This is a genomic window from Streptomyces sp. NPDC041200, assembly GCF_055591805.1.
Map to the genome: position 1 here is coordinate 781,894 of NZ_JBVIZF010000001.1, position 20,647 is coordinate 802,540.

Here is a 20,647-nt window from a genome sequence, read left to right on the forward strand (position 1 = left end):
CCATTCAACCAGGCTGGCGCCGCGTCACACGAGGCTCTCCCGCCACGCCTGGTGCAGTGCCGCGAAGCGGCCCTCGCCGGCGATGAGTTCGGCCGGGGTGCCGTCCTCGACGATGTGGCCGTCGGCCATCACCAGGACGCGGTCGGCGATCTCCACCGTGGAGAGGCGGTGGGCGATGACGACGGCGGTGCGGCCGCGCAGGACCGTGTCCATGGCGCGCTGGACGGCGCGTTCGCCCGGGATGTCGAGGGAGGACGTGGCCTCGTCGAGGATGAGGACGGCGGGGTCGGCGAGCAGGGCGCGGGCGAAGGCGACCAGTTGGCGCTGGCCCGCGGAGATGCGGCCGCCGCGCTTGCGGACATCGGTGTCGTAGCCGTCGGGCAGGGCGGCGATGAAGTCGTGCGCGCCGATGGCCTTGGCGGCCTGTTCGATCTCGGCGCGGGTGGCGTCGGGGCGGCCGATGGAGATGTTGTCGGCGACCGTGCCCGAGAACAGGAACGCCTCCTGGGTCACCATGACCACCCCGCGCCGCAGCTCGGGCGTGTCCAGGTCGCGCAGATCGACGCCGTCGAGCAGCACCCGGCCTTCGGTGGGGTCGTAGAAGCGGGCGAGCAGCTTGGCGAGGGTGGACTTGCCCGCGCCGGTCGCGCCGACCACCGCGACCGTTTGCCCGGCGGGCAGGGTGAGGCCGAAGCGGGGCAGCACCTCGCCGCCGGTGCGATAGGCGAAGCGCACCCCGTCGAAGACGACCTCGCGGCCGGGCTCCCGCGTGGGGCGCGGCGGCAGGGGGCGCGGATGGGCCGGTTCGGGGACGGAGGGCCGCTGGGCCAGCAGGCCCGCGATCTTCTCCAGGGAGGCGGCGGCGGACTGGTACGAGTTGAGGAACATGCCCATGCGGTCGATCGGGTCGTACAGCCTGCGCAGGTACAGCGCGGCCGCGGCCAGCACACCCAGCTCAAGATCGCCCGAGGCGACCCGGTAGGCACCCCACAGCACGATGACGGCGACCGCCGTGTTCGCGGTCAGCCGGGAGCCGACCACATAGCGGGCCATCTCCAGGATCGCGGTCCCGTTGATCTGCTGATGGCGGCCGTTCAGCTCGTCGAAGCGGGCGTCGTTGGCGCGCTCGCGGCGGAAGGCCTGCACTGGGCGGATGCCGTTCATGGTCTCGGTGAACGCCACGATGACCGAGGCGGTGGCCGTCGACCGCTTGCGGTAGACGCGCATCGACCGGCGCTGGAAGGACCGGATGAGCAGATACAGCGGCCCGAAGGAGAGCACGGCCGCGCCGCCGAGCCCCCAGTCCAGGTACAGCAGCGTCACGGCGATGTAGACGACGGACAGCGCGATGCCGAGCAGCTCCTCCAGCCCCTCGCTGAGCAGCTCCCGCAGCGATTCGACGTCCGTCGTGGCGCGGGAGATGAGCCGCCCGGAGGTGTACCGCTCGTGGAAGTCCACGCTGAGGGCCTGGGCATGGCGGTAGATCCGCCCCCGCAGGTCCAGCAGCACGTCCTGGCTGATGCGGGCGGAGGCGCGGATGAACGCGAACTGGAGGGCGCCGGAGGCGAGCGCGCAGCCCGCGTAGCCCGCCCCGACGGCGATGAGCGGGCCGTTGTCGCCGTCCCGGAAGGCGGGCACCGCGCGGTCGATGGCGAACGCGACGAGCAGCGGTCCCGCCTGCACCGCGGCCTGTTGCAGCAGCAGGAGGACGCCCGCGAGCCAGACGCGGGCGTGGCGCGGGGCGAGCAGCGAACGCAGCAGGGTGAGGGAGGCGCCCTTGGGGGCGGGCAGGACGTCGTGGTCGAAGGGGTCCTCCGAGGCCGGACGCTCCTCGGCCGCAAGCTTCCCGGCGTCCCCGGTCTGTCCGGTGTCCTCGGTCTCCCGGGCGTCCTCGGCCGTCGTCATGGACCGTCCTTCCCGTCGTTCGCGTCGTCGTCCTCGCTGCCGCCGCCGCTGTCGTCGCTGCCTTCCTGTCCCGACATCAGCGCCCGGTAGGCCGGGCTGTCCCGCAGCAGCTGGTGATGGGTGCCGACGGCGGCGATACGGCCGTCCGCCAGCAGCGCCACCCGGTCGGCGAGCAGCACGGTCGACGGCCGGTGCGCGACGACCAGCGCGGTCGTCGTCGCGAGGACCTGCCGCAGCGCGGCCTCCACCCGCGCCTCGGTGTGCACGTCCAGCGCGGACAGCGGGTCGTCCAGCACCAGGAAGCGCGGGGCGCCGACGACCGCGCGGGCCAGCGCGAGCCGCTGCCGCTGCCCGCCGGACAGGCTCAGCCCCTGCTCGCCCACCTCGGTGTCGGTGCCGTGCGGCAGGGTGTGCACGAACTCGGCCTGGGCCACCTCCAGGGCCCGCACCAGCGCGGCCCGGTCCGCGCCGTCCGCGCCCATCAGCACGTTCTCCCCGGCCGTCGCCGAGAACAGCGTGGGCTCCTCGAAGGCGACGGCGACCAGGGCGCGCACCTCGTCGCGGGGGAGCGCGGTGATGTCCCGCCCGTCGAGGGTGATCCGCCCGCGCGTCACCTCGTGGAGCCGTGGCACGAGGGCGGTCAGCGTGGTCTTCCCGGAGCCCGTCGCCCCGACGAGCGCCATGGTCTCGCCGGGCCGGATGTGCAGGTCCACCCCGCGCAGTACGGGCGGGGCGTCCGGGGGAGTGTCGCCGTACCGGAACTCCACCCCCTCGAACCGCAGTCCGCCCTCACCTCGCTGCCGGGGCAGCACGGAAGCCTTCTCAACCGGGCCGTCCTCCGCGTCCGCCGGGGTGGCGTCCATGACCTCGAAGAAGCGGTCGGTGGCCGTCGCGGAGTCCTGGCTCAGCGCCAGCAGGAAGCCCAGGGACTCCACTGGCCAGCGCAGCGCCAGCGCCGTGGACAGGAAGGCGACGAGCGTGCCCGCCGAGAGGTCGCCGTCGGCGACCTGGATGGTGCCGAGGACCAGGGCCGCGCCGATCGCCAGCTCCGGGAGGGTCATGATCAGCGCCCAGATGGTGGCCAGCAGCTTCGCCTTGCGCAGCTCGGTGGCGCGCACCCGCTCCGACAGGGTCCGGAAGGCGCGGGCCTGGCTGCGGTGGCGGCCGAAGCCCTTGACGATACGGATGCCGAGCACGCCCTCCTCGACGACCGTCGTCAGATCCCCGGTCTGGTCCTGGACCGTGCGGGCCACCCCCGCGTACCGCGTCTCGAACAGCGAGCAGAAGATCATCATCGGGACGGCCGGGACCAGCAGCACCAGCCCCAGCGTCCACTGCTGCGCCAGCAGGATGGCGAAGCCGACCAGGATGGTGACCCCGTTGACCACCAGGAAGGTCAGCGGGAAGGCCAGGAACAGCCGCAGCAGCATCAGATCGGTCGTGGCGCGCGACAGCAGCTGGCCCGAGGCCCAGCGGTCGTGGAAGGAGACCGGCAGCCGCTGCAGATGGCGATAGAGAGAGGCGCGCATCGACGCCTCGACGGACGCGAGCGGCCGCGCCACCAGCCACCGCCGCAGCCCGAACAGCCCCGCCTCGGCCACCCCGAGGGCGAGCAGCAGGGCGCCGCCCAGCCACACCCCGCCCGGGTCGCGGTCGGCGACCGGCCCGTCCACCATCCACTTGAGGACGAGCGGGATGACCAGACCCAGGCAGGAGGCGACGACCGCCACCCCCGCCGCCGTGAAGAACCGGGCCCGCACCGGGCGCACATAGGGCCACAGCCGCAGCAGGGAGCGCGTGGTGGAGCGGTGCCGCGGGGCGGCTCCGCTCTCCTGGTCCCGAGGTGGTGTCGTCGTCACAGCCATCACTGGCGAGACTACGTTCCGCCACCGACAGCGCTCACTCGGATATTTGTCGTAGGTCCGCGGTGGTAAGGGCGCGCAGCAGCAGAACCGAGCGCTCCGGTAGCTCGACGAGGGCGCCCGCCGGATACCGCGCGCCCGGTTCAGCGTCCTGGTCCTCGCGCGAGGTGTCCAGCAGGAGTTCGTACTCCGTGGCCCACGACGGTCCGGGCAGGACGAAGCGCAGCGGCCCGGCGCCCGCGTGGAGCAGCACCAGGAAGCTGTCGTCGGTGACCGGCACGCCCCGCGCGTCCCGCTGCGGCAGATCGCGGCCGGAGAGATGGACGCCGAGCGCGGTCGTCGGCGCGTACCAGTCGGCTTCGGTCATCTCCTCGCCGCGCGGCGTGAACCAGGCGAGGTCGCGCACCCCGTCCGGCGGCCGGGCACGGCCGGAGAAGAAGGCGGTCCGGCGCAGCACCGGATGGGCGCGGCGCAGCCGGATCAGCCGGGCGGTGAGATCGGTGAGCGCCTGCCAGCCGGGGTCGTCCAGCAGCGACCAGTCGACCCAGCCGGTCGCGTTGTCCTGGCAGTACGCGTTGTTGTTGCCGCCCTGGGTGCGGCCCATCTCGTCGCCCGCGACGAGCATCGGGACGCCGGTGGACAGCAGCAGGGTGGCGAGCAGGCCGCGCAGCCTGCGGCGGCGCAGGGCGCGGATGTCCGGGTCGTCGGTCTCGCCCTCGGCGCCGCTGTTCCAGGAGCGGTTGTCCTGGGTGCCGTCGCGGTTGCCCTCGCCGTTGTCCTCGTTGTGCTTGCGCTCGTAACTCACCAGGTCGCGGAGGGTGAAGCCGTCGTGGGCTGTGATGAAGTTGACCGAGGCGCACGGTCCGCGCCCGCCGTGTCCGTACAGGTCGCTGGAGCCGGAGAGCCGGTAGCCGAGGTCCCGCGCATCGGGCAGCGCGCCGCGCCAGAAGTCCCGTACGGCATCGCGGTAGCGGTCGTTCCACTCGGCCCACAGCGGCGGGAACGCGCCCACTTGATAGCCGCCGGAGCCCACGTCCCAGGGCTCGGCTATCAGTTTGACGCGCCGCAGCACCGGATCCTGGGCGATCACGGCGAGGAACGGGGAGAGCATGTCGACGCCCGTGCCGCCGCCGTGCGCGGAGCGGGCCAGCGCGCTCGCCAGGTCGAAGCGGAAGCCGTCCACGCCCATCTCGGTGACCCAGTAGCGCAGCGAGTCGGTGATCAGCCGGAGTACGTGCGGCTGACCGGACTGGAGGGTGTTGCCGCAGCCGGTGAAGTCGGCATAGCGGCGCGGGTCCTGCTGGAGCCGGTAGTAGCCGCGGTTGTCGATGCCGCGCAGCGAGAGGGTCGGGCCCAGCTCGCCCGCTTCGGCGGTGTGGTTGTAGACGACGTCGAGGATCACCTCGATCCCGGCGGCGTGCAGGGCGCGCACCATCTGCCGGAACTCGCCCACCTGCTGCCCCCGGGTGCCGGTGGCCGCGTATCCGGCGTGCGGCGCGAAGTAGCCGATGGAGTTGTAGCCCCAGTAGTTGCGCAGGTTCCGCCGCAGCAGGTGGTCCTCGTGCGCGAACTGGTGCACCGGCAGCAGCTCCACCGCCGTCACCCCGAGCCGGGTCAGGTGCTCGATCGCGGCGGGGTGCGCGAGCCCGGCGTACGTGCCGCGCAGTTCGGGCGGGACACCGGGGTGGCGCATCGTGAAGCCGCGCACATGGAGTTCGTAGATCACCGACTCGGCCAGGGGCGTCTTGGGGCGCCGGTCGTGGGTCCACTCGTCGGGCGGCCCGCCCGGGGCGTCGTCGCCCACGACCACGCCCTTGGGGACGTACGGGGCCGAGTCGCGCTCGTCCCGCACGGTGTCGGCGACGTGCTGCTGCGGCCAGTCCCGTACGTGGCCGTAGACCTCGGCGGGCAGCGGGCCGCCGGGCGGCCCGAAGTCGCCGTCCACGGCGCGCGCGTACGGGTCCAGCAGCAGCTTGGCCGGGTTCCAGCGGGCGCCGGTCCACGGGTCCCAGCGGCCGTGCACGCGGTAGCCGTAGCGCCGGCCGGGCAGCACTCCGGGGACGAAGCCGTGCCAGACCTCGTGGGTCTGCTCGGCCAGCGGATGGCGGGTCTCGGTGCCGTCGTCGTCGAACAGGCACAGCTCGACGGCCTCCGCCCCGCCCGCCCACAGCGCGAAGTTGGTGCCGGGCACGCCGCCGGGCCCGAGGCGCACGCGCGCGCCGAGCGGCTGCGGGCTGCCCGGCCACGCGGCGGGTCCGGCCGCGGGGGCGCCGCCGCGCGGGGCGGGCAGCGGCGCGGGCGCGGCGGGGCGGCGGAGGGCCGGTCCGGCGGCGGGCGGGGCGGGTAAGCCGTCGGAGGGCTCCAGGGTGTGCTGCTCGGCTGCTTTCGACACATGCGCCTCCGGCGGCTCGCACGGGACCGGGCTCCGCACCTCCCGTCCGGAGCCCGACGGACCGGGCGGCACCCGCCGCGCGGCGTCCCGACCGCGTCCGGCTGTGCCCGGTAGCCCTGTTGTGCCCGCAAACCCGGCGGCCCCAACGCTCCGCGCCCCGGCGCGGCGGCGGCGCGCGCCCAGGGCGCCCGCGGGCGGTCACGGGGACCGCTCCCACCTGGGACAGAACCGTAACCCTCGCAAATGATCCCGCTGTCGGTGCGATGTGATTACCTAGCGGCATGCGCGCTGGTGCGCGTCTGTGCGTGACGGGGCTGCCGCGGGGGCCGCGGCTCCGCAGAGGGGAGCAGTTGTGAGGGTGCGGGCGATGTCGGGGGTGGCGAGGGTGCGGGGCCGCAGGGGGCTGTTCGCGCTGGTGCTGTGCGCGCTGCTGACGCTGGTGGCCGCGTGTGGCGGCGGAGGCGGCTCCGGCGACGACGGCAAGAAGGGCAAGGGCACCGAGGCCGCCAAGCCGAGGCCGTCCCGGGCCGTGGTCAAGGTCGAGCCGGGGGACGGGGCGAAGGGCGTCGGCACCAGCGGCGGCGCGCTCAAGGTCACCTCCGCCAAGGGCAAGCTGACCACCGTCGCGGTCAAGGACGAGAAGGGCCGCACGGTCCCCGGGAAGACCACCGGGGGCGGCACGAGCTGGAAGCCGGACGGCCGCCTGCGCGCCGGTACGACGTACACGGTGGACGCCCTCGCGAAGGACGCGGACGGCCGCGCGGCGCGCAAGCACACCACCTTCACCACGCTCAAGCCCGAGGAGACCTTCGTCGGCGTCTACAGCCCGGAGGACGGCTCCACGGTCGGCGTCGGCATGCCGGTCTCGCTCCGCTTCAACCGGGGCATCACCGACCCGGGCGCGGTCGAGAAGGGCATCAAGGTCAGCGCCTCCCCGTCGGTGCCGGTCGAGGGCCACTGGTTCGGCAACGACCGGCTGGACTTCCGGCCCGCGAAGTACTGGAAGCCCGGCACCAAGGTGACGCTGACGATGGATCTCGACGGCGTCGAGGGCCGCCCCGGGGTGTACGGGGAGCAGCGCAAGACCGTGAAGTTCACCATCGGCCGCAGCCAGATATCCGTGGTGGACGCCAAGGCGCACACGATGAAGGTCACGCGGGACGGCAAGACCGTCAAGAAGCTCCCGATCACCGCGGGCGCGCCCGGCAACGAGACGTACAACGGCACCATGGTCATCAGCGAGAAGCTGGCCGTGACCCGGATGGACGGCGCGACGGTCGGCTTCAAGGGCGAGTACGACATCAAGGACGTGCCCCACGCGATGCGGCTGTCGGACTCCGGCACCTTCCTCCACGGCAACTACTGGGCGGGCAAGTCCACCTTCGGCTCGGCCAACGTCAGCCACGGCTGCGTCGGCCTCTTCGACCAGCGCGGCGGAGGCGATCCGTCCACCCCGGCGGCCTGGTTCTTCGGCCAGTCGCTCATCGGGGACGTGGTCATCGTGAAGAACTCGGACGACGAAACGATCCAGCCGGGCAACGGGCTCAGCGACTGGAACATGTCCTGGGAGCAGTGGAAGGCGTAGCACCGCCGACTAACCTGCGGCGTATGACTGTGAATCTTGACGTCGCCGACGGCGTGGCCACCTTCCGCCTCGACCGCCCCCCGATGAACGCGCTCGATGTCGCCACCCAGGACCGGCTGCGGGAACTCGCCGCCGAGGTGACCCGCCGTGACGACGTGCGGGCCGTGGTCGTCTGGGGCGGCGAGAAGGTGTTCGCGGCCGGCGCGGACATCAAGGAGATGCGGGACATGGACCACGCCGCGATGGTGGCCCGCTCCCGCGACCTCCAGGACGCCTTCACTGCCGTCGCCCGCATCCCCAAGCCCGTGGTCGCCGCCATCACCGGCTACGCGCTCGGCGGCGGCTGCGAGCTGGCGCTGTGCGCCGATTTCCGGATCGCCGCCGAGAACGCCAAGCTCGGGCAGCCCGAGATCCTGCTCGGGCTGATCCCGGGCGCGGGCGGCACCCAGCGCCTGTCCCGGCTGGTGGGCCCGTCCCGGGCCAAGGACCTCATCTTCACGGGCCGTCAGGTGAAGGCCGACGAGGCCGTCGCCATCGGGCTGGTCGACCGGGTCGTACCGGCCGAGGAGGTGTACGAGCAGGCCCACGCCTGGGCGGCGAAGCTGGCCAAGGGCCCGGCGATGGCGCTGCGCGCGGCCAAGGAGTCGGTGGACGCGGGGCTGGAGACGGACCTCGACACCGGGCTCGCCATCGAACGCAACTGGTTCGCGGGACTGTTCGCCACCGAGGACCGGGAGATCGGAATGCGGAGCTTCGTCGAGGACGGCCCGGGCAAGGCCAACTTTTCTTGACCGGACCGCTTCTTGACCGGGGCTGGTATGCCCCGTGCGAGCGAATTTCTTCGCTTGCCGCACGGCCGCCCGATGGCCGGTTCGGGTACGCTGGGTGATCACGCGTACGCGCGGTGACATCGCTGGTCAGGTGGGGTGTTTTGGTACCCCGCGCTGCCAATCGCACCGCTGGGATCGGTTTGTGGAGCCTGGGGCTCCGGTGTTCGGAATCCCCTGGTTCCGCCCCGGACGGTCTTTCGGGCGGCCATCATGGGGGGCATGGCGGGCTTGGAGGGAATGGAGCAGCCGCAGCAGCGCACTGGTACGGCTGCGGTCCGGCGGCTGCCGTCCGCCGAGGAGGACCAGGCTCTCAGAGCGCTCGAACTGTTCGGGAATCCCGCGGACAAAGAGGTACGGCTGCCGTCCCGCCCCGAATCCGCGGCCACCGCCCGCCGGTTGACCGAATTCGTGGTGCTGCGCGACTGGGGGCTCGCCAGTCAGCTCGCCGAATACGCCGTGCTGCTCGTCTCCGAACTGGTGGGCAACGCCGTGCGGCACACCGGCGCCCGCACCTTCGGGCTGCGGCTGCTGCGCCGCCGCGGCTGGATCCGGGTCGAGGTGCGCGATCCGTCGCGCGGGCTGCCGTGTCTGCTGCCGGTGGGGGCGCTCGACACCAGCGGGCGCGGCCTCACGCTGGTGGATCAGCTCTCCCAGCGCTGGGGCGTGGACCTGCTGCCGTGCGGCAAGACGACGTGGTTCGAGATGCGGGTGACGGAGAGCGCGTGAGACGCGCGTGAGATGACCGAGGGCAGAGGTCCGCACCGCCGGGGTGCGGCGGCGCGAAGACCTCTGTCCGCCCCGCCGTGGAGCGGAAGGGGTGTGGCTCCGCGGCATTCGGGGGAACGACCAGGCCCGGGTCAATGGGGGTCGCGGTCCTGACTATTGCAGACCCGGCAGATCACCTCCAACCCAATCTAAGGTGAGGTGCAACACCTGCCTTGTTAATGGCGGGTAGAGGTGTGAGTTTCCTTTGTTGTTCATCTCGTGCCTGTCGGTTCTTGGCATGGCCCTGCCGACGCTTCACCATGGAACCGCGCTACGCGCGTCACTTCCCGTCAGATCCCTTGTCCTGGCACTGCATTCGGGAGCCCCCCATGGAAGCGCACGGCCCAGCCCCCACCCGACGCACCCTCCTCCGCTCCGGCGCCGGTCTCGGCGCCGCCCTCGGACTGACCGCCACCGCCACCGCCCACGCCGCCGGCAGACGCGGCCGCCGCGCGGCCGCCTATCCCCCCACCCACTGGATCCCGGCCTCCACCTCCAACTACCGCGTCTCCAGCCGCCCCACCGCGTACCCGATCGACTTCGTCGTCATCCATGTGACACAGGAGACCTTCCAGGACGCGGTGAAGATCTTCCAGGACCCGGCCCGCCAGGTCTCCACCCACTACATGGTCGCCTCGGCCGACGGCTACATCGGGCAGTTCGTCCGCGAGAAGGACGTCGCGTGGCACGCGGGCAACAAGGACTACAACAACCGCGGCATCGGCATCGAGCACGAGGGGTGGGTGGACGACCCCGCCTGGTTCACCGACGAGATGTACGCCTCGTCCGCCGCCCTGACCGCCGCCGTCTGCGACCGCTTCGGCATCCCCAAGGACCGCGAGCACATCATCGGCCACAGTGAGGTCCCCGGCGCCGACCACACCGACCCCGGACCGCTGTGGGACTGGGACCGCTACCTGGAGCTGGTCGACCAGAGCTGACCACACGGGCGCCGGACCTCTGGCCAGGGCCGCTAATCTGTGCGGGTCAGACTCACGCACGAAAGGGGCGGAACAGGTGGCGGACATCGAGGCGGCGCGCAAGGCGTTCCAGCGGTACGACCTCAACGGGGACGGACTGATCACGGCGACCGAGTACAAGAGCGTGATGGCGCAGCTGGGGGACCCGTATGTCACGGAGCCGGTCGCCCAGGCCGTGATCAACGCCCATGACGGCAACGGCGACGGTCAGCTCAACTTCGACGAGTTCTGGGCCGCGCAGAACAAGGCCTGACCCATCGGGTACACCCATTGGTTTACCCATCGGGCCCGGCCCGGGCCGCACGGCGGCGCCGCCGGCGCGTTCAGCGCCAGCCGCGCCGCTGTGCACTCGCCCGCCGCCGGCGGTCGTTGCACAGCAGGCAGCGGCCGTATCCGGGCGGCAGCGGATCGTCCGGGTCCCCGTACAGCGGGTCGACCGCCCCGCGCGGATGCTGGGCGCAGCCGGTCGTCCCATGCTCGGCGGTCAGCGCGCCGGCCGCGGCGAGCGCCCGGCGCAGGGCGTCGGTGAGCAGCTCGGTCTCCTGACCGGACGGATCGGCCTCGAGGGAATAGGCGATGTCGGACGCGGTCGTGAGCGCGCTGCGGAGTTCCTGCAGGTCTGCGTAGCTCATACCGGGAAGCGTAGGCGCCCCCACTGACAACGCTCCCACCGGCAGCGATCCGGCGGCCCCCTTACGCCTCGCGCTGCTCCTGCGCCTCGCCCTCCTGGCCGCGCTCCTCCTCGTCGTCGCCGTCCACCAGGTCCTCGATGGCGTTCGCCACCCGGGTGACCGAGGCCCAGGTCTTCAGCGCCGTCTTGCTGGAGAAGTTCGCGAGGTTCTTGTCCACCGGCCGGTCGGTGTACTGGTGGATCCGCCACTTCGCCTTGATGCGCGGCTTGCCCGCCGAGACGTAGTCGGCGATCCACAGCCCGTCCCCGGCGTAGGAGGTGGTGTCATGGTTGAGCCAGAAATTCCGGTTGCAGTACAGCATCACGCGGTGGGTGGGCCGCAGCTTCTTGACCTCCCGGATGAACCGGTCCTTCTCCGCGTTGCTGGCATGCGTCCCCGAGCCGGTGGTCTCCCAGTCCACGGCGAGAAGGTCGTGCTGCTTGGACGCGCACTTCTCGACGAAGTACCGGGCCTGCGCGGCGATGTTCCCGGGCCACAGGAAGTGGTAGAAGCCGACGACGCACCCTGCCTTCCGCGCCCGCGTCGCCTGGGAGACCTGCTTCGGATTGATGTACGACCGGCCCTCGGTGGCCTTGATGAAGACGAAGGCCAGTCCGTCCGTGTCGAAGCTGGACTGGTGCGAACTCACGTCGATGCCGTGCAGCATGGTTCCTGCCTCAGAAGTTGAAAAGGGGACGGGCGGTCTCCCTTGTCATGCCCGGTCCAGGACCCTACGCAACGCTGCCGGGGTTACGCACGGTATTTGCACATGCGACTGATTTGGTAGGGAAATTCGCGATTTCTCCCCGGCATCGTGATAAGCCGCCGGGCTACCCCTGGACATGAGTCTGCAACACATCGCAGGTGTGTTGGAACTCCTCCGTCAACCGGGTCGCCTCGATCACCAGTACCCCGTACGGCCGGGTCGGGTCGCCCAGCGGCAGACCGTCGCTCTCCGCCTGCTCGGTGACGGTCCGGCGCTGCTCCTGCATCTCCTCGGCCAGCTCGCACAGCCGCGCCGCCTGGTCCCGCAGATGCGTCTCGTCCAGGCGGGCCAGCACCCGCACGATCTCCTCCAGCGAGCCGAGGAAGCCGCCGTAGCACCGCAGGAACCGCCGGTACGAGTAGTCCTGTTCCTCGCCGCGCCACCGCTCCAGGCTCCGGGTGAGCGACGCCAGCTGATACGCGGCCCGCTCCAGCGCGTCCAGGACGGCGCGGTAGTTCGCGAACGACGTGCGCCCCCGGTGCTGGGGCAGCAGCCGCCGCGGATTGAACGGAACGCTCTCCTCCGCGGTCTGCAGACCCGACCTCGCCTGCGTGACCAGCGCCTGGGCGTGGTTGCTCCGGGAACGCCAGCCCCGCGCGTGCTCCTCGGCGAACTCCCCGTCCCGCATCGCCGGTCCCATGTCGGCGAGCAGCGACTCCAGCGCCCCGGCCAGCGCCCGGATGCCGTGCTCCGCGCTGCGGTACCGCAGCGGCGGGATGAGGACGACGTTCACCAGCAGCCCGAGCGAGCAGCCGATGAGCACGAGCAGCACGATCTGGCCCAGTTGGGTCGCCCGCTCCATGTTGCTCGTCGCGGAGGCGTACGTGGAGAACGCGAAGAACGCCGCCGTCGCCACCTGCGACCGCTGCGCCCCCAGCGCCCTCCACTGCCCGATCGTCAGCGCGATCGCCGCGACCAGGGCGAACGTCACCGGATCCGGCCCGGCCAGAAACCCCAGCGCCGCCTGGACCGCCACCCCCGTCACCACCGCCGCGACGTAGCGCAGCGACTGGGCGATCGACTGGTACACCGTCACGTTCATGATGAGGACGGCGGAGAACGGCGCGAACGCGGGTGACTGGGCCTGCAGCAGATCCGCCGCGATGAACCACGCGAGGGTGGCCGCGAGGGTGCTCTTGCCGATCAGCAGCAGCGTGTGCCCCTCCGGCCCGTGTGTCCCCACGACCCGCCGCCCCCACTCCCGGAGCCGCCCCGCCCGCTTTCCCTCATGTCCACCGTCCGTGTTCGCCTGGCCGTTCATTCGGCTAAGGGTTCCCCTTCGGCGAGGTCTCTCACGTGGTCAGACGAATGAACTCCCCGGAGCGGAGTGACGGAGCGTGGCGGCGTCGGCCGTCCACTCAGCGGGGGCCGGGAACTAGGCGACCGGTGCGGCCGACTTGTAGGGCAGATCAGCGCTGTACCAGCCAAGGAGAACAAGCCGATGCCTTTACGTGTTCAGATCCTCATGTACGACGGCGTGGAGGAGCAGGACGCCATCGGGCCGCGTGACGTGTTCGGTCACGCTGTGCAGGCGGGCGGTCAGGTAGAGACGACACTGGTGCGACCCTCGGCCCCTGGCGAGGTGACCTGCTTCTTCGGCACCAAGATCATGGTTCCGGCCGCCTGGGAGCCCACCGACGCCGATCTGCTGATCGTGCCGGGCGGCGGCGATCAGCTGATCAAGGATCCAGATGTCCTGCGGGACCTCGTACGGGCACAGGAGGCCGGGGTCACCGTCGCTGGTGTCTGCACCGGCGTCCTGGTGCTCTCCGCGGCGGGCCTCACCAACGGCCGTCCGTGCACGACACACCACCTGGCCAAGGTCGATCTGGCCGCCCAGGGAGGCAAGGTGATCGACGCACGAGTCGTCGACGACGGGAACCTGGTGACCGCGGGTGGTGTCACCAGCGGAATCGACCTGGCCCTCTGGATGGTCACCCGCGAATGCGGAGCAGCGGTCGCCGTCGGCGTCGAATCCATCATGGAGTACGAGCAGCGCGGTGTCGTCTGGCGAAACTCCGAATGCCGATGAACCGGCCAGTCACCACCGCCCTGGCCGCAGCCCTGTGTCTGCTCACAGCGGCATGCGGCGGTTCCTCCGACGACGACAAGACGAACACGAAGACGACCGATGCCGCGGCCTCGAAGAGCGGATATCCGGTGACCCTGGACAACTGCGGCCGGAGCGAGACGTTCAAGAAGGCGCCCAGCCGGGTCGTCGTCATGAACGGCGCCTCGGTCGCCGAGGTCTCCACCCTCCTCGCCCTCGGCCTCCAGGACAGGATCGTCGCCAACCAGCAGTCCTACGGCATGTCCGAGGTCCCCGGCCGGGCCGCCGCGATCAAGGCCCTGCCCACCGGGGACATCAAGGTCAACGAGGCATCCGACATCCCCGGCGAGGCCATGCTCGGCCTGCGCCCCGACCTCGTCCAGTCCGTCACCACGTACGGCTTCGACCAGAAAAACGGCTTCGCCACCCGGGAGCAGCTGAAGCAGGCAGGAGCCAATAGCTACGTCTCCCCGCAGGGCTGCGACGACGACCCCTCCAAGATGACCGTCGCCGACAGCTACCAGCTGCTGCGCGACATGGGAAAGATCTTCAACGTCAGTGACAAGGCCGAGAAGCTGATCGCCGAGTCCGAGAAGAACATCGCGGCGGTCTCCGAAAAGGTCAAGGGAGCCAAGCGCCCGAAGGTCATGGTGCTTTTCTCCAACATGTCCATGGGCGGCAACGATTTCAGCTCGGTCGTCGCCCAGGGCATCGTCAACGACATCCTCGCCGAATCCGGCGGCGCCAACGCCTTCGAGAACGCCGCCACGACCACGTTCGCCGACCTGAGCAAGGAGAAGGTGGCCGCCACCGACGTCGACGCGCTCGTCGTCATCAGCTACAACGACCCCAACCCGGCGGCGTACGCCAAGAAACTGCTCAAGGAGTTCCCCCAGTGGCCGGCCGCCAAGAACAACTCGTACGTGACGCTGTCGGACTCGATGTACCTCGGCCCGAGCAACGACCTGGCCGTGGCGAAGATCGCGAAGCTGCTGCACCCCGAGGCGTTCTGACCCGGCTCAGGACTCCGCTGGCGTTCACGCTCCTGCCCGTCGCGCTGCTCGTCACGATGATCGTGGGGATCAGCATCGGCGCGGTCACCGTTCCGCTCGGTGACGTGTGGGGGATCGTCCTCCACCACGTCACCGGCGCGGGGGCGGCGCCCTCCGACCCCGCGCTCGACCAGATCGTCTGGAACTTCCGCACCCCGCGGGTGGTCCTGGCCGCACTGGCCGGTGCGGGCCTCGCCGTGTGCGGCGCGGTCCTGCAGACCGTGGTGTCCAACCCGCTCGCCGACCCCACCGTGCTGGGCTTGTCCTACGGCGCCACGCTCGGCGCCGTCCTCGTCATCACCCTGGGCGGTGGCGCCGCGCTCGCCGGGCTCGGGGTGTCGGCGGCCGCCTTCCTCGGCGCGGTCGCCGCCGGCACGCTGGTCTTCGCCCTCGGGCAACGGCGGGGACGCCTGGCGCCAACCCGGCTGGTGCTTGCCGGTGTCGCCGTCGGCTACGCCCTTCTCTCGGCCACCAGCTACGTACAACTCCAGGCGTCACCGACCGAGTTGCGGACGGTCATGTTCTGGATGCTGGGCAGCGTCGCAGGGGCCCGGTGGGACCAACTCCCCACCGTCGCCGTGGTGGTGCTCGTCACGACCACGCTCCTCACCCTCTTCGGCCGACGCCTCAACGCCCTGCTGGCCGGTGACGAGTCCGCCACCGCTCTCGGCGTCAACGTCAACCGGCTGCGCGCCGTACTCCTGATGCTCACCGCACTGCTGACGGGGACCGTCATCGCCGTCGTCGGCAGCATCGGCTTCGTCGGCCTGATGATCCCGCACCTGGTGCGCCTGACCACCGGTGCCGACCACCGCCGACTGCTCCCCCTGACCGCCCTGCTGGGAGCCGTCTACCTGGTCCTCGTCGACCTGCTCTCCCGCACTCTCGACCGCCCCAACGAAATCCCCCTGGGCATCCTCACCGCTCTCCTCGGAGCCCCCTTCTTCCTGTGGCTCCTGCGCCGCAACAAGGGCCTGGACTGAACCATGAAACTCACCGTCGACCGACTCCACGTCACGCTCGACCGCAACCCGATCCTCCGCGATGTCAGCCTTCGGGCCCACCAGGGCGACATCGTCGGTCTCGTCGGTCCCAACGGCAGCGGCAAGTCCACCCTGCTGCGCGCCGTCTACCGCTCACTGCGACCGGCGGGCGGTGTGGTCAGGGTCGGCGAGGACGACATATGGGCCCTGTCCCCCCGCACCGCGGCCCGTCGCACCGCCGCCGTCCTCCAGGACAGCGGCGGCAACACCACCGGACTGACCGTCACCGAGATCGTCGCCCTCGGCCGCGCCCCCCACCACGGTCTGCTGGGCCGCGACGGAGCCGAGGACCGCCGGGCCGTGGCCGATGCCATCGACCGCTGCGGCGTCCGACCGTTCGCGGACCGGGACTACGCCTCCCTGTCCGGCGGAGAGCGCCAACGCGTCCTTCTGGCCCGCGCGTTGGCGCAGACCCCCCAGCTCCTCGTGCTGGACGAACTCACCAACCACCTCGACATCCGCGCCCGCTACGAACTGCTGGATCTCATCCGCGCCACCGGTATCACCACCCTGGCGGTCCTGCACGACCTCGACCTGGCCGCCCGGCTCTGCGACCACCTGGTCGTCCTGCACGAGGGAACCGTGACGGCGGCGGGGCCGGTGCTGGACGTACTGACCCCGCGGATCCTCGGCGACGTCTTCGGCGTCCGCGCCCGCACGGAACGACACGCCGACGGCGTCATCCGCATCACGTACGCCGCCCATGCCCTCGCCGGCGGAGAGACCACGGCGGACCGCGACCCGCTGACGTACCGGACAGAGCCCGGCCGTGGATAGGGTTGATCATGTCCCCGCCGCGCACGGGATGCCTTCGGGGATACAGTCCGACAGGGGTCATGGCCAGGTATCACGGGAGGGGCTGGGGTGTTCGAGATCGCGACGGTGGGTGCGCTCACCGCCTTCTTCACGGCGGTGGGCAACGGCGCCGCCGGGGAGGTCGGCAAGCAGGTGCTTCTGTCGACGGGCGCGCTGGTGCGGCGGACCCTGGGGCGGGAAACGCCGCTGCCGAGCACCCCGGAAGGCTGGGAGCTGCTGGCGCGTCAGATGCAGCCGCACCTCCGTGACGATCCACGGCGCAACGATGAGCTGGCCCTGCTGGCCCGCAGTCTGCCGCAGCTGGCATTGCGCCCCGGCACCGGACTGCCGCCCGCCACACGGGACTTCACTGACCGTCAGAGCGTCTTGCGGCAGCTGAGGCGCGAGGCGACCCGCCCCGCCGCCGGGCGGCCCCGGGCCGCGCTGCTGTACGGGCCGCCCGGCATCGGCACCAGCGCGGTGGCGCTGCACTGGGGCGCCGACCGGATCGCGCAGTACCCCGACGGGCAGTTCTACGTCGACGCCCGCGACGCCGCCGCCGACAACGGGCTGGAACCCGCCGCCGTCCTGGAGCGCCTGCTGCGCCAGATGGGCGTCGATCCCAGCCTCATGCCGCCCACGGAGGTGGGGCGCGAAGAGGTGTACCGGCGGCTGACGGCGGGCCGCCGGGCGCTGGTGGTCATCGACCACGCCTCCTCGGCCGCGCAGGTCCGGGGCCTCATCCCGGCCACCCCGGAGGTGTTCCTGCTGGTCGTCGCGTCCGGCCCGGCGTTCCTGCTGGAGGCCGAGCGGATCGCCGTACCCCCGCTGAAGGACCGGGACGCGATGCAGCTCCTGCGAAAGGTCGCGGGGCCGGAACCGGTCGCGCGCGCCAAGCCGCAGATGCCCGCCCTGCTCGACGGCTGCGCGGGCAACGCCTTCGCGCTCAAGGCCGCGGCGGTACGCCTGCTGACCGGCGAACAGCCCGCCGCGTCCGGAACAGACCGCCATCCGGTGCGCGCCATGGCCCAGGACGCCTGCCGCCGCCTCCGCCCCGAGACAGCGCGGCTCTGCCGCCTGACCGCTCTGGGCGGCTGGCCCGCGATCGACGCCCGCCTTGCGGCGGAGGCCGCGGACGTCGCCCCCGAGGACGCCGCCCGGATGCTCGCCGAGGCGGCGGACGTGCGGTTGCTGGAACCCCTGGGCGACGGCCGCTACCGCTTCCGGCCCGAGGTCCGCCGCCATCTGGCCGACGCCGCAGGGCCCGAGCACGGCATCCCGGAGTGCTTCGCGGCCATCTCCCGCGTCCTGAACGGCCTGCTGAACCTGGCCCTCCACGCCGCACACGCCGCCCTGCCGCAGAGCTGGCGCACCGAACCCGCACCGGCGGACGGAACCCCGTACGGCCACGAGTCCGCAGGCATGACGGCCCTGCGCGCAGAGGCGGGAAACCTCGTCCGGGCGGTCTCCGTCGCCGAGGAGTACCAGCACATCGAAACGGCACTGCGCCTGGCCCGCGCGCTGTGGCCCCTCCAGCTGAAGGCCGGGCACTGGGACGAGACGCTGCCCGCCCTCCGCATCGCGGCCCGCTGCGCCGACGAGCACCACCCCCGCACCCGCCTCGCGGGTGCCCTCCACTTCCAGCTCGGCCACTGCCTGGGCGAGCTGCGGCAGTGGGAGCAGGCCGAACGCGCGGTGCGCGCCGCCGTCGACTGCGAGCGCGCGGCCGGGCACGCCCGGGGCGAGGCGTCGTCCGTGGAGATGCTGGGCCTGCTGTGCCTGTACCAGTGGCGGTACCCGGAGGCGTACGAACGCTTCGCCGAGGCGGAGCGCGTCTACGGGCGCATCGGCCCCGACCAGGAGGGCGCCCGGGACCTCCCGCGCGCCCTCGCCCTGATCCAACGCCACCAGGGCCGCGCCCTGCGCGGTATGGGTGACCTGGCGGAGTCCCGCAACCGCCTGGAGTCCGCGCGGGACTCCTTCGCCGGGGAGGCGTACAACCTGGCCCGCACCCTCACCGACCTCGCCGAGACCCTGCACGACGCCGGGGACGACGCCGCCGCCCTGACGAAGATCGCCGAAGCGGAACGCCTCCTCACCCCAGAACAGGCAGCCCCCCACCTGGCCTACCTAGCCGGTCTGCGGGAGCGCTGCGAAACGTAACGCCCGCGCCCGGCAGCCGCCTGACGGTGGCTGGGGGGTGGGGAGCATCCCCCTGCCCCGCCCCGGACGTATCGCCCCGGCACCCGCGCCTCACGCGCGCGCCACCCCCACCTCGTGCACCCCACCCGCCACCCGCACCCGCAGGGTCACCGGCACCGCCCCGCCGCCTCCCGCCTGCCACGCGTGCAGCGACGACGCGTAGGCGGCCGGGTCCGCGTCCGCGTCCGGGGCGCCTGATAGGTGGAGTACGCCGTGATCCCGCAACCGCACAACGCACGTGTCCGGGCCCGTCACGTACGCCGCCACCGCACACCCCGGGTACCGCCGCAGCACCTCCGCCGTCCAGCCCTCCGCGCCGCCCAGGCGCGGATCGTCCGGCGTGCCCTCGCGCCAGATCACGTCGGCCCGCGTCAGGTCGCCCGGGTCGCGGGTGTCCTCGTGGACGGCCAGGTGGGCGTCGCCGACCGCGTCGTACGGGTGGCCCGTGGTGCGTTCGACCCAGACATCAGGCCCGCTCACCCGCGTGCGGACGTTCAGGGGCGCCGTACGACGCGGCGGGCCGTACGGGGGCAGGGGCAGCGGCTCCAGGAGGGCGGGGGACGGGGGTTCGGGGAGGTCCATCAGGGCGTAGAAGTGGCGCCGCAGCAGCGCCGCCGACGCGCCCGGGGCGGACGTGGTGAACGATGCCGGGCCCGGCGCCGGACGGTGCCGCGCCACAAGCTGCTCCACCTGGTCCCGCAGCGGACCCTGCGGATCCAGCCGTGGCGCGTCCCGGACGAACGCCGCCAGGGGCGCCTCCGGGTCCAGCCGGTCCTGCGCGGCGGACGCGGCGGAGGCCAGCAGGACGGGAGTGCCCAGCGCCGCCGCGTAGTACGAGACCGCCCCGAAGTCCCCGACCACGGCATCGGCGGCCAGCAGCGCCTGCCGCCACGCGTGCGCGGGGTCGACCAGGGTGAGCCCGCTGCGCAGGGCACGGTCCAGCCAGACGCGGATCTGGCCGGGCCCGTGCCCGTACCAGATGTTGGGGTGCAGCACGGCCGCCAGCCGGTAGTCGTCGGCGGGCAGTTCGGCGGCGAGCCGGGGGAGCAGCCCGGGCAGCACGTCCTGGTCGCCGCCGTTGCCGAAGAAACCCTCCGGGTTCCAGGTGGAGTTCAGGACGACGAGGCGCTGCCCCCGGCGTACACCCAGCGCCCGCCGGAACCGCTCCCGATGCGGTACGGCGGCCAGCATGCGGTCGAAGCAGGGGTCCCCGGCCAGTACGGAGGCGGCCTCGGCCTCGGGGCAGACCCGTCGCAGCCGCTCCAGCTGCTCGGGGTGGGACAGGACGAGCCCGTCCACGAACGGCTGCCCGTCCACGAGCAGCCAGTCAGGCGAGAGGCCGAACGTCGGCTCGCGGATCCTGCCTCCCGGCGCGGAAAGCCGCTTCGTGTAGCCGACCCCGTGCGACAAGACGGTCAGCTTGCCGCGCAGACCGCTGAGCTGGCCGCCGAAGCTCGCGGAGACCGCCAGATCCACCGGCGTCGCCAGCGCCTGTTCCCACGGCAGCACCGGCAGCTCCAGGTCCGCGAACAGCTCGCGCACTCCGCCCTGGAAGGCGGACGAGTCCGTCGAGGTGACCAGGAGCTGCAGCCGGAAGTCGTCGTGGAACAGCGGCAGCACGTCCAGCAGCCGCCCGGCCGAGGTGACGTTGTGCACGACGAGCAGGACGCGGCGGCTCGCCGCACGACTCGCCCAGCGCTCCGCGTCGTCCCCGACCGGCACGCGTATCGCCCGAGGATCAGCCGACGT

Annotated in this window: 17 protein-coding genes; 10 read left to right on the forward strand and 7 right to left on the reverse strand. The window is 72.0% G+C overall.

The window, feature by feature from the left end:
- Positions 1-24 precede the first annotated feature (24 nt).
- Genes ACZ6CL_RS03700 through glgX form a run of 3 tightly spaced genes read right to left on the reverse strand, consistent with a single transcriptional unit; the run spans position 25 to position 6,159 of the window.
- A complete protein-coding gene (locus ACZ6CL_RS03700; RefSeq protein WP_468930680.1) occupies positions 25-1,905 on the reverse strand; it encodes an ABC transporter ATP-binding protein in 1,881 nt (626 codons plus the stop codon).
- Entirely contained in the window at positions 1,902-3,770 is a 1,869-nt protein-coding gene (locus ACZ6CL_RS03705) for an ABC transporter ATP-binding protein (protein WP_468930683.1), read from the reverse strand. The genes ACZ6CL_RS03700 and ACZ6CL_RS03705 overlap by 4 nt, the downstream gene beginning before the upstream one ends.
- A gap of 34 nt (positions 3,771-3,804) precedes the next feature.
- Positions 3,805-6,159 (reverse strand): glycogen debranching protein GlgX, encoded by a 2,355-nt coding sequence (gene glgX / locus ACZ6CL_RS03710; protein ID WP_468930686.1) that lies wholly within the window; start codon positions 6,157-6,159, stop codon positions 3,805-3,807.
- Between the two features lie 367 nt (positions 6,160-6,526).
- On the opposite strand from glgX, the gene ACZ6CL_RS03715 reads away from it, so the two are divergent.
- From ACZ6CL_RS03715 to ACZ6CL_RS03735, 5 genes are all read left to right on the forward strand, one after another.
- The gene (locus ACZ6CL_RS03715) at positions 6,527-7,744 is read left to right on the forward strand and encodes a L,D-transpeptidase (RefSeq protein WP_468930689.1); all 1,218 of its coding nucleotides are present in this window, start codon (positions 6,527-6,529) and stop codon (positions 7,742-7,744) included.
- Positions 7,745-7,767: 23 nt separating this feature from the next.
- The gene (locus ACZ6CL_RS03720) at positions 7,768-8,535 is read left to right on the forward strand and encodes an enoyl-CoA hydratase/isomerase family protein (RefSeq protein WP_468930692.1); all 768 of its coding nucleotides are present in this window, start codon (positions 7,768-7,770) and stop codon (positions 8,533-8,535) included.
- Between the two features lie 258 nt (positions 8,536-8,793).
- On the forward strand, positions 8,794-9,300 hold the full coding sequence (locus tag ACZ6CL_RS03725; RefSeq protein WP_468930695.1) for an ATP-binding protein: 507 nt from the start codon (positions 8,794-8,796) through the stop codon (positions 9,298-9,300).
- 368 nt (positions 9,301-9,668) lie between these two features.
- On the forward strand, positions 9,669-10,280 hold the full coding sequence (locus tag ACZ6CL_RS03730; RefSeq protein WP_468930697.1) for an N-acetylmuramoyl-L-alanine amidase: 612 nt from the start codon (positions 9,669-9,671) through the stop codon (positions 10,278-10,280).
- Between the two features lie 76 nt (positions 10,281-10,356).
- A complete protein-coding gene (locus ACZ6CL_RS03735) occupies positions 10,357-10,572 on the forward strand; it encodes an EF-hand domain-containing protein (protein ID WP_468930699.1) in 216 nt (71 codons plus the stop codon).
- A gap of 70 nt (positions 10,573-10,642) precedes the next feature.
- Here ACZ6CL_RS03735 and ACZ6CL_RS03740 read toward each other — a convergent pair whose 3' ends face one another.
- The 3 genes from ACZ6CL_RS03740 to ACZ6CL_RS03750 form a co-directional block, all read right to left on the reverse strand.
- A complete protein-coding gene (locus ACZ6CL_RS03740; protein ID WP_468930701.1) occupies positions 10,643-10,951 on the reverse strand; it encodes a hypothetical protein in 309 nt (102 codons plus the stop codon).
- A gap of 61 nt (positions 10,952-11,012) precedes the next feature.
- Positions 11,013-11,657 carry a glycoside hydrolase family 25 protein gene (locus ACZ6CL_RS03745; RefSeq protein WP_468930703.1) on the reverse strand — a complete coding sequence of 215 codons (645 nt, stop codon included), beginning with the start codon at positions 11,655-11,657 and terminating at the stop codon, positions 11,013-11,015.
- Positions 11,658-11,820: 163 nt separating this feature from the next.
- The gene (locus tag ACZ6CL_RS03750; protein WP_468930706.1) at positions 11,821-13,017 is read right to left on the reverse strand and encodes an FUSC family protein; all 1,197 of its coding nucleotides are present in this window, start codon (positions 13,015-13,017) and stop codon (positions 11,821-11,823) included.
- Positions 13,018-13,197: 180 nt separating this feature from the next.
- Here ACZ6CL_RS03750 and ACZ6CL_RS03755 point away from each other — a divergent pair, with 180 nt between their 5' ends.
- The 5 genes from ACZ6CL_RS03755 to ACZ6CL_RS03775 all read left to right on the forward strand — a co-directional run bounded on the left by ACZ6CL_RS03755 (position 13,198) and on the right by ACZ6CL_RS03775 (position 18,859).
- Positions 13,198-13,788: a DJ-1/PfpI family protein gene (locus ACZ6CL_RS03755; RefSeq protein ID WP_468930708.1), complete on the forward strand. Its 591-nt coding sequence runs from the start codon at positions 13,198-13,200 to the stop codon at positions 13,786-13,788.
- On the forward strand, positions 13,779-14,819 hold the full coding sequence (locus ACZ6CL_RS03760) for an ABC transporter substrate-binding protein (RefSeq protein ID WP_468930711.1): 1,041 nt from the start codon (positions 13,779-13,781) through the stop codon (positions 14,817-14,819). The genes ACZ6CL_RS03755 and ACZ6CL_RS03760 overlap by 10 nt, the downstream gene beginning before the upstream one ends.
- Before the next feature lie 56 nt (positions 14,820-14,875).
- The gene (locus ACZ6CL_RS03765; protein ID WP_468930714.1) at positions 14,876-15,841 is read left to right on the forward strand and encodes a FecCD family ABC transporter permease; all 966 of its coding nucleotides are present in this window, start codon (positions 14,876-14,878) and stop codon (positions 15,839-15,841) included.
- Positions 15,842-15,844: 3 nt separating this feature from the next.
- Positions 15,845-16,678, forward strand: a complete 834-nt coding sequence (locus tag ACZ6CL_RS03770; protein WP_468930716.1) for an ABC transporter ATP-binding protein — start codon at positions 15,845-15,847, stop codon at positions 16,676-16,678.
- Between the two features lie 87 nt (positions 16,679-16,765).
- The gene (locus tag ACZ6CL_RS03775) at positions 16,766-18,859 is read left to right on the forward strand and encodes an ATP-binding protein (protein WP_468930719.1); all 2,094 of its coding nucleotides are present in this window, start codon (positions 16,766-16,768) and stop codon (positions 18,857-18,859) included.
- Between the two features lie 90 nt (positions 18,860-18,949).
- Here the strand turns inward: ACZ6CL_RS03775 and ACZ6CL_RS03780 are convergent, their stop codons facing one another.
- Entirely contained in the window at positions 18,950-20,620 is a 1,671-nt protein-coding gene (locus ACZ6CL_RS03780; protein WP_468930722.1) for a hypothetical protein, read from the reverse strand.
- Positions 20,621-20,647: the final 27 nt, after the last annotated feature.

Excerpts from the sequence above, each read along its gene's own strand:
- ACZ6CL_RS03700 (WP_468930680.1), bottom strand. The coding sequence starts at position 1,905 with ATGACGACGGCCGAGGACGCCCGGGAGACCGAGGACACCGGACAGACC.
- ACZ6CL_RS03705 (WP_468930683.1), bottom strand. The coding sequence starts at position 3,770 with ATGGCTGTGACGACGACACCACCTCGGGACCAGGAGAGCGGAGCCGCC.
- ACZ6CL_RS03715 (WP_468930689.1), top strand. The coding sequence starts at position 6,527 with ATGTCGGGGGTGGCGAGGGTGCGGGGCCGCAGGGGGCTGTTCGCGCTG.
- ACZ6CL_RS03720 (WP_468930692.1), top strand. The coding sequence starts at position 7,768 with ATGACTGTGAATCTTGACGTCGCCGACGGCGTGGCCACCTTCCGCCTC.
- ACZ6CL_RS03725 (WP_468930695.1), top strand. The coding sequence starts at position 8,794 with ATGGCGGGCTTGGAGGGAATGGAGCAGCCGCAGCAGCGCACTGGTACG.
- ACZ6CL_RS03730 (WP_468930697.1), top strand. The coding sequence starts at position 9,669 with ATGGAAGCGCACGGCCCAGCCCCCACCCGACGCACCCTCCTCCGCTCC.
- ACZ6CL_RS03740 (WP_468930701.1), bottom strand. The coding sequence starts at position 10,951 with ATGAGCTACGCAGACCTGCAGGAACTCCGCAGCGCGCTCACGACCGCG.
- ACZ6CL_RS03745 (WP_468930703.1), bottom strand. The coding sequence starts at position 11,657 with ATGCTGCACGGCATCGACGTGAGTTCGCACCAGTCCAGCTTCGACACG.
- ACZ6CL_RS03750 (WP_468930706.1), bottom strand. The coding sequence starts at position 13,017 with ATGAACGGCCAGGCGAACACGGACGGTGGACATGAGGGAAAGCGGGCG.
- ACZ6CL_RS03755 (WP_468930708.1), top strand. The coding sequence starts at position 13,198 with ATGCCTTTACGTGTTCAGATCCTCATGTACGACGGCGTGGAGGAGCAG.
- ACZ6CL_RS03760 (WP_468930711.1), top strand. The coding sequence starts at position 13,779 with ATGCCGATGAACCGGCCAGTCACCACCGCCCTGGCCGCAGCCCTGTGT.
- ACZ6CL_RS03765 (WP_468930714.1), top strand. The coding sequence starts at position 14,876 with ATGATCGTGGGGATCAGCATCGGCGCGGTCACCGTTCCGCTCGGTGAC.
- ACZ6CL_RS03770 (WP_468930716.1), top strand. The coding sequence starts at position 15,845 with ATGAAACTCACCGTCGACCGACTCCACGTCACGCTCGACCGCAACCCG.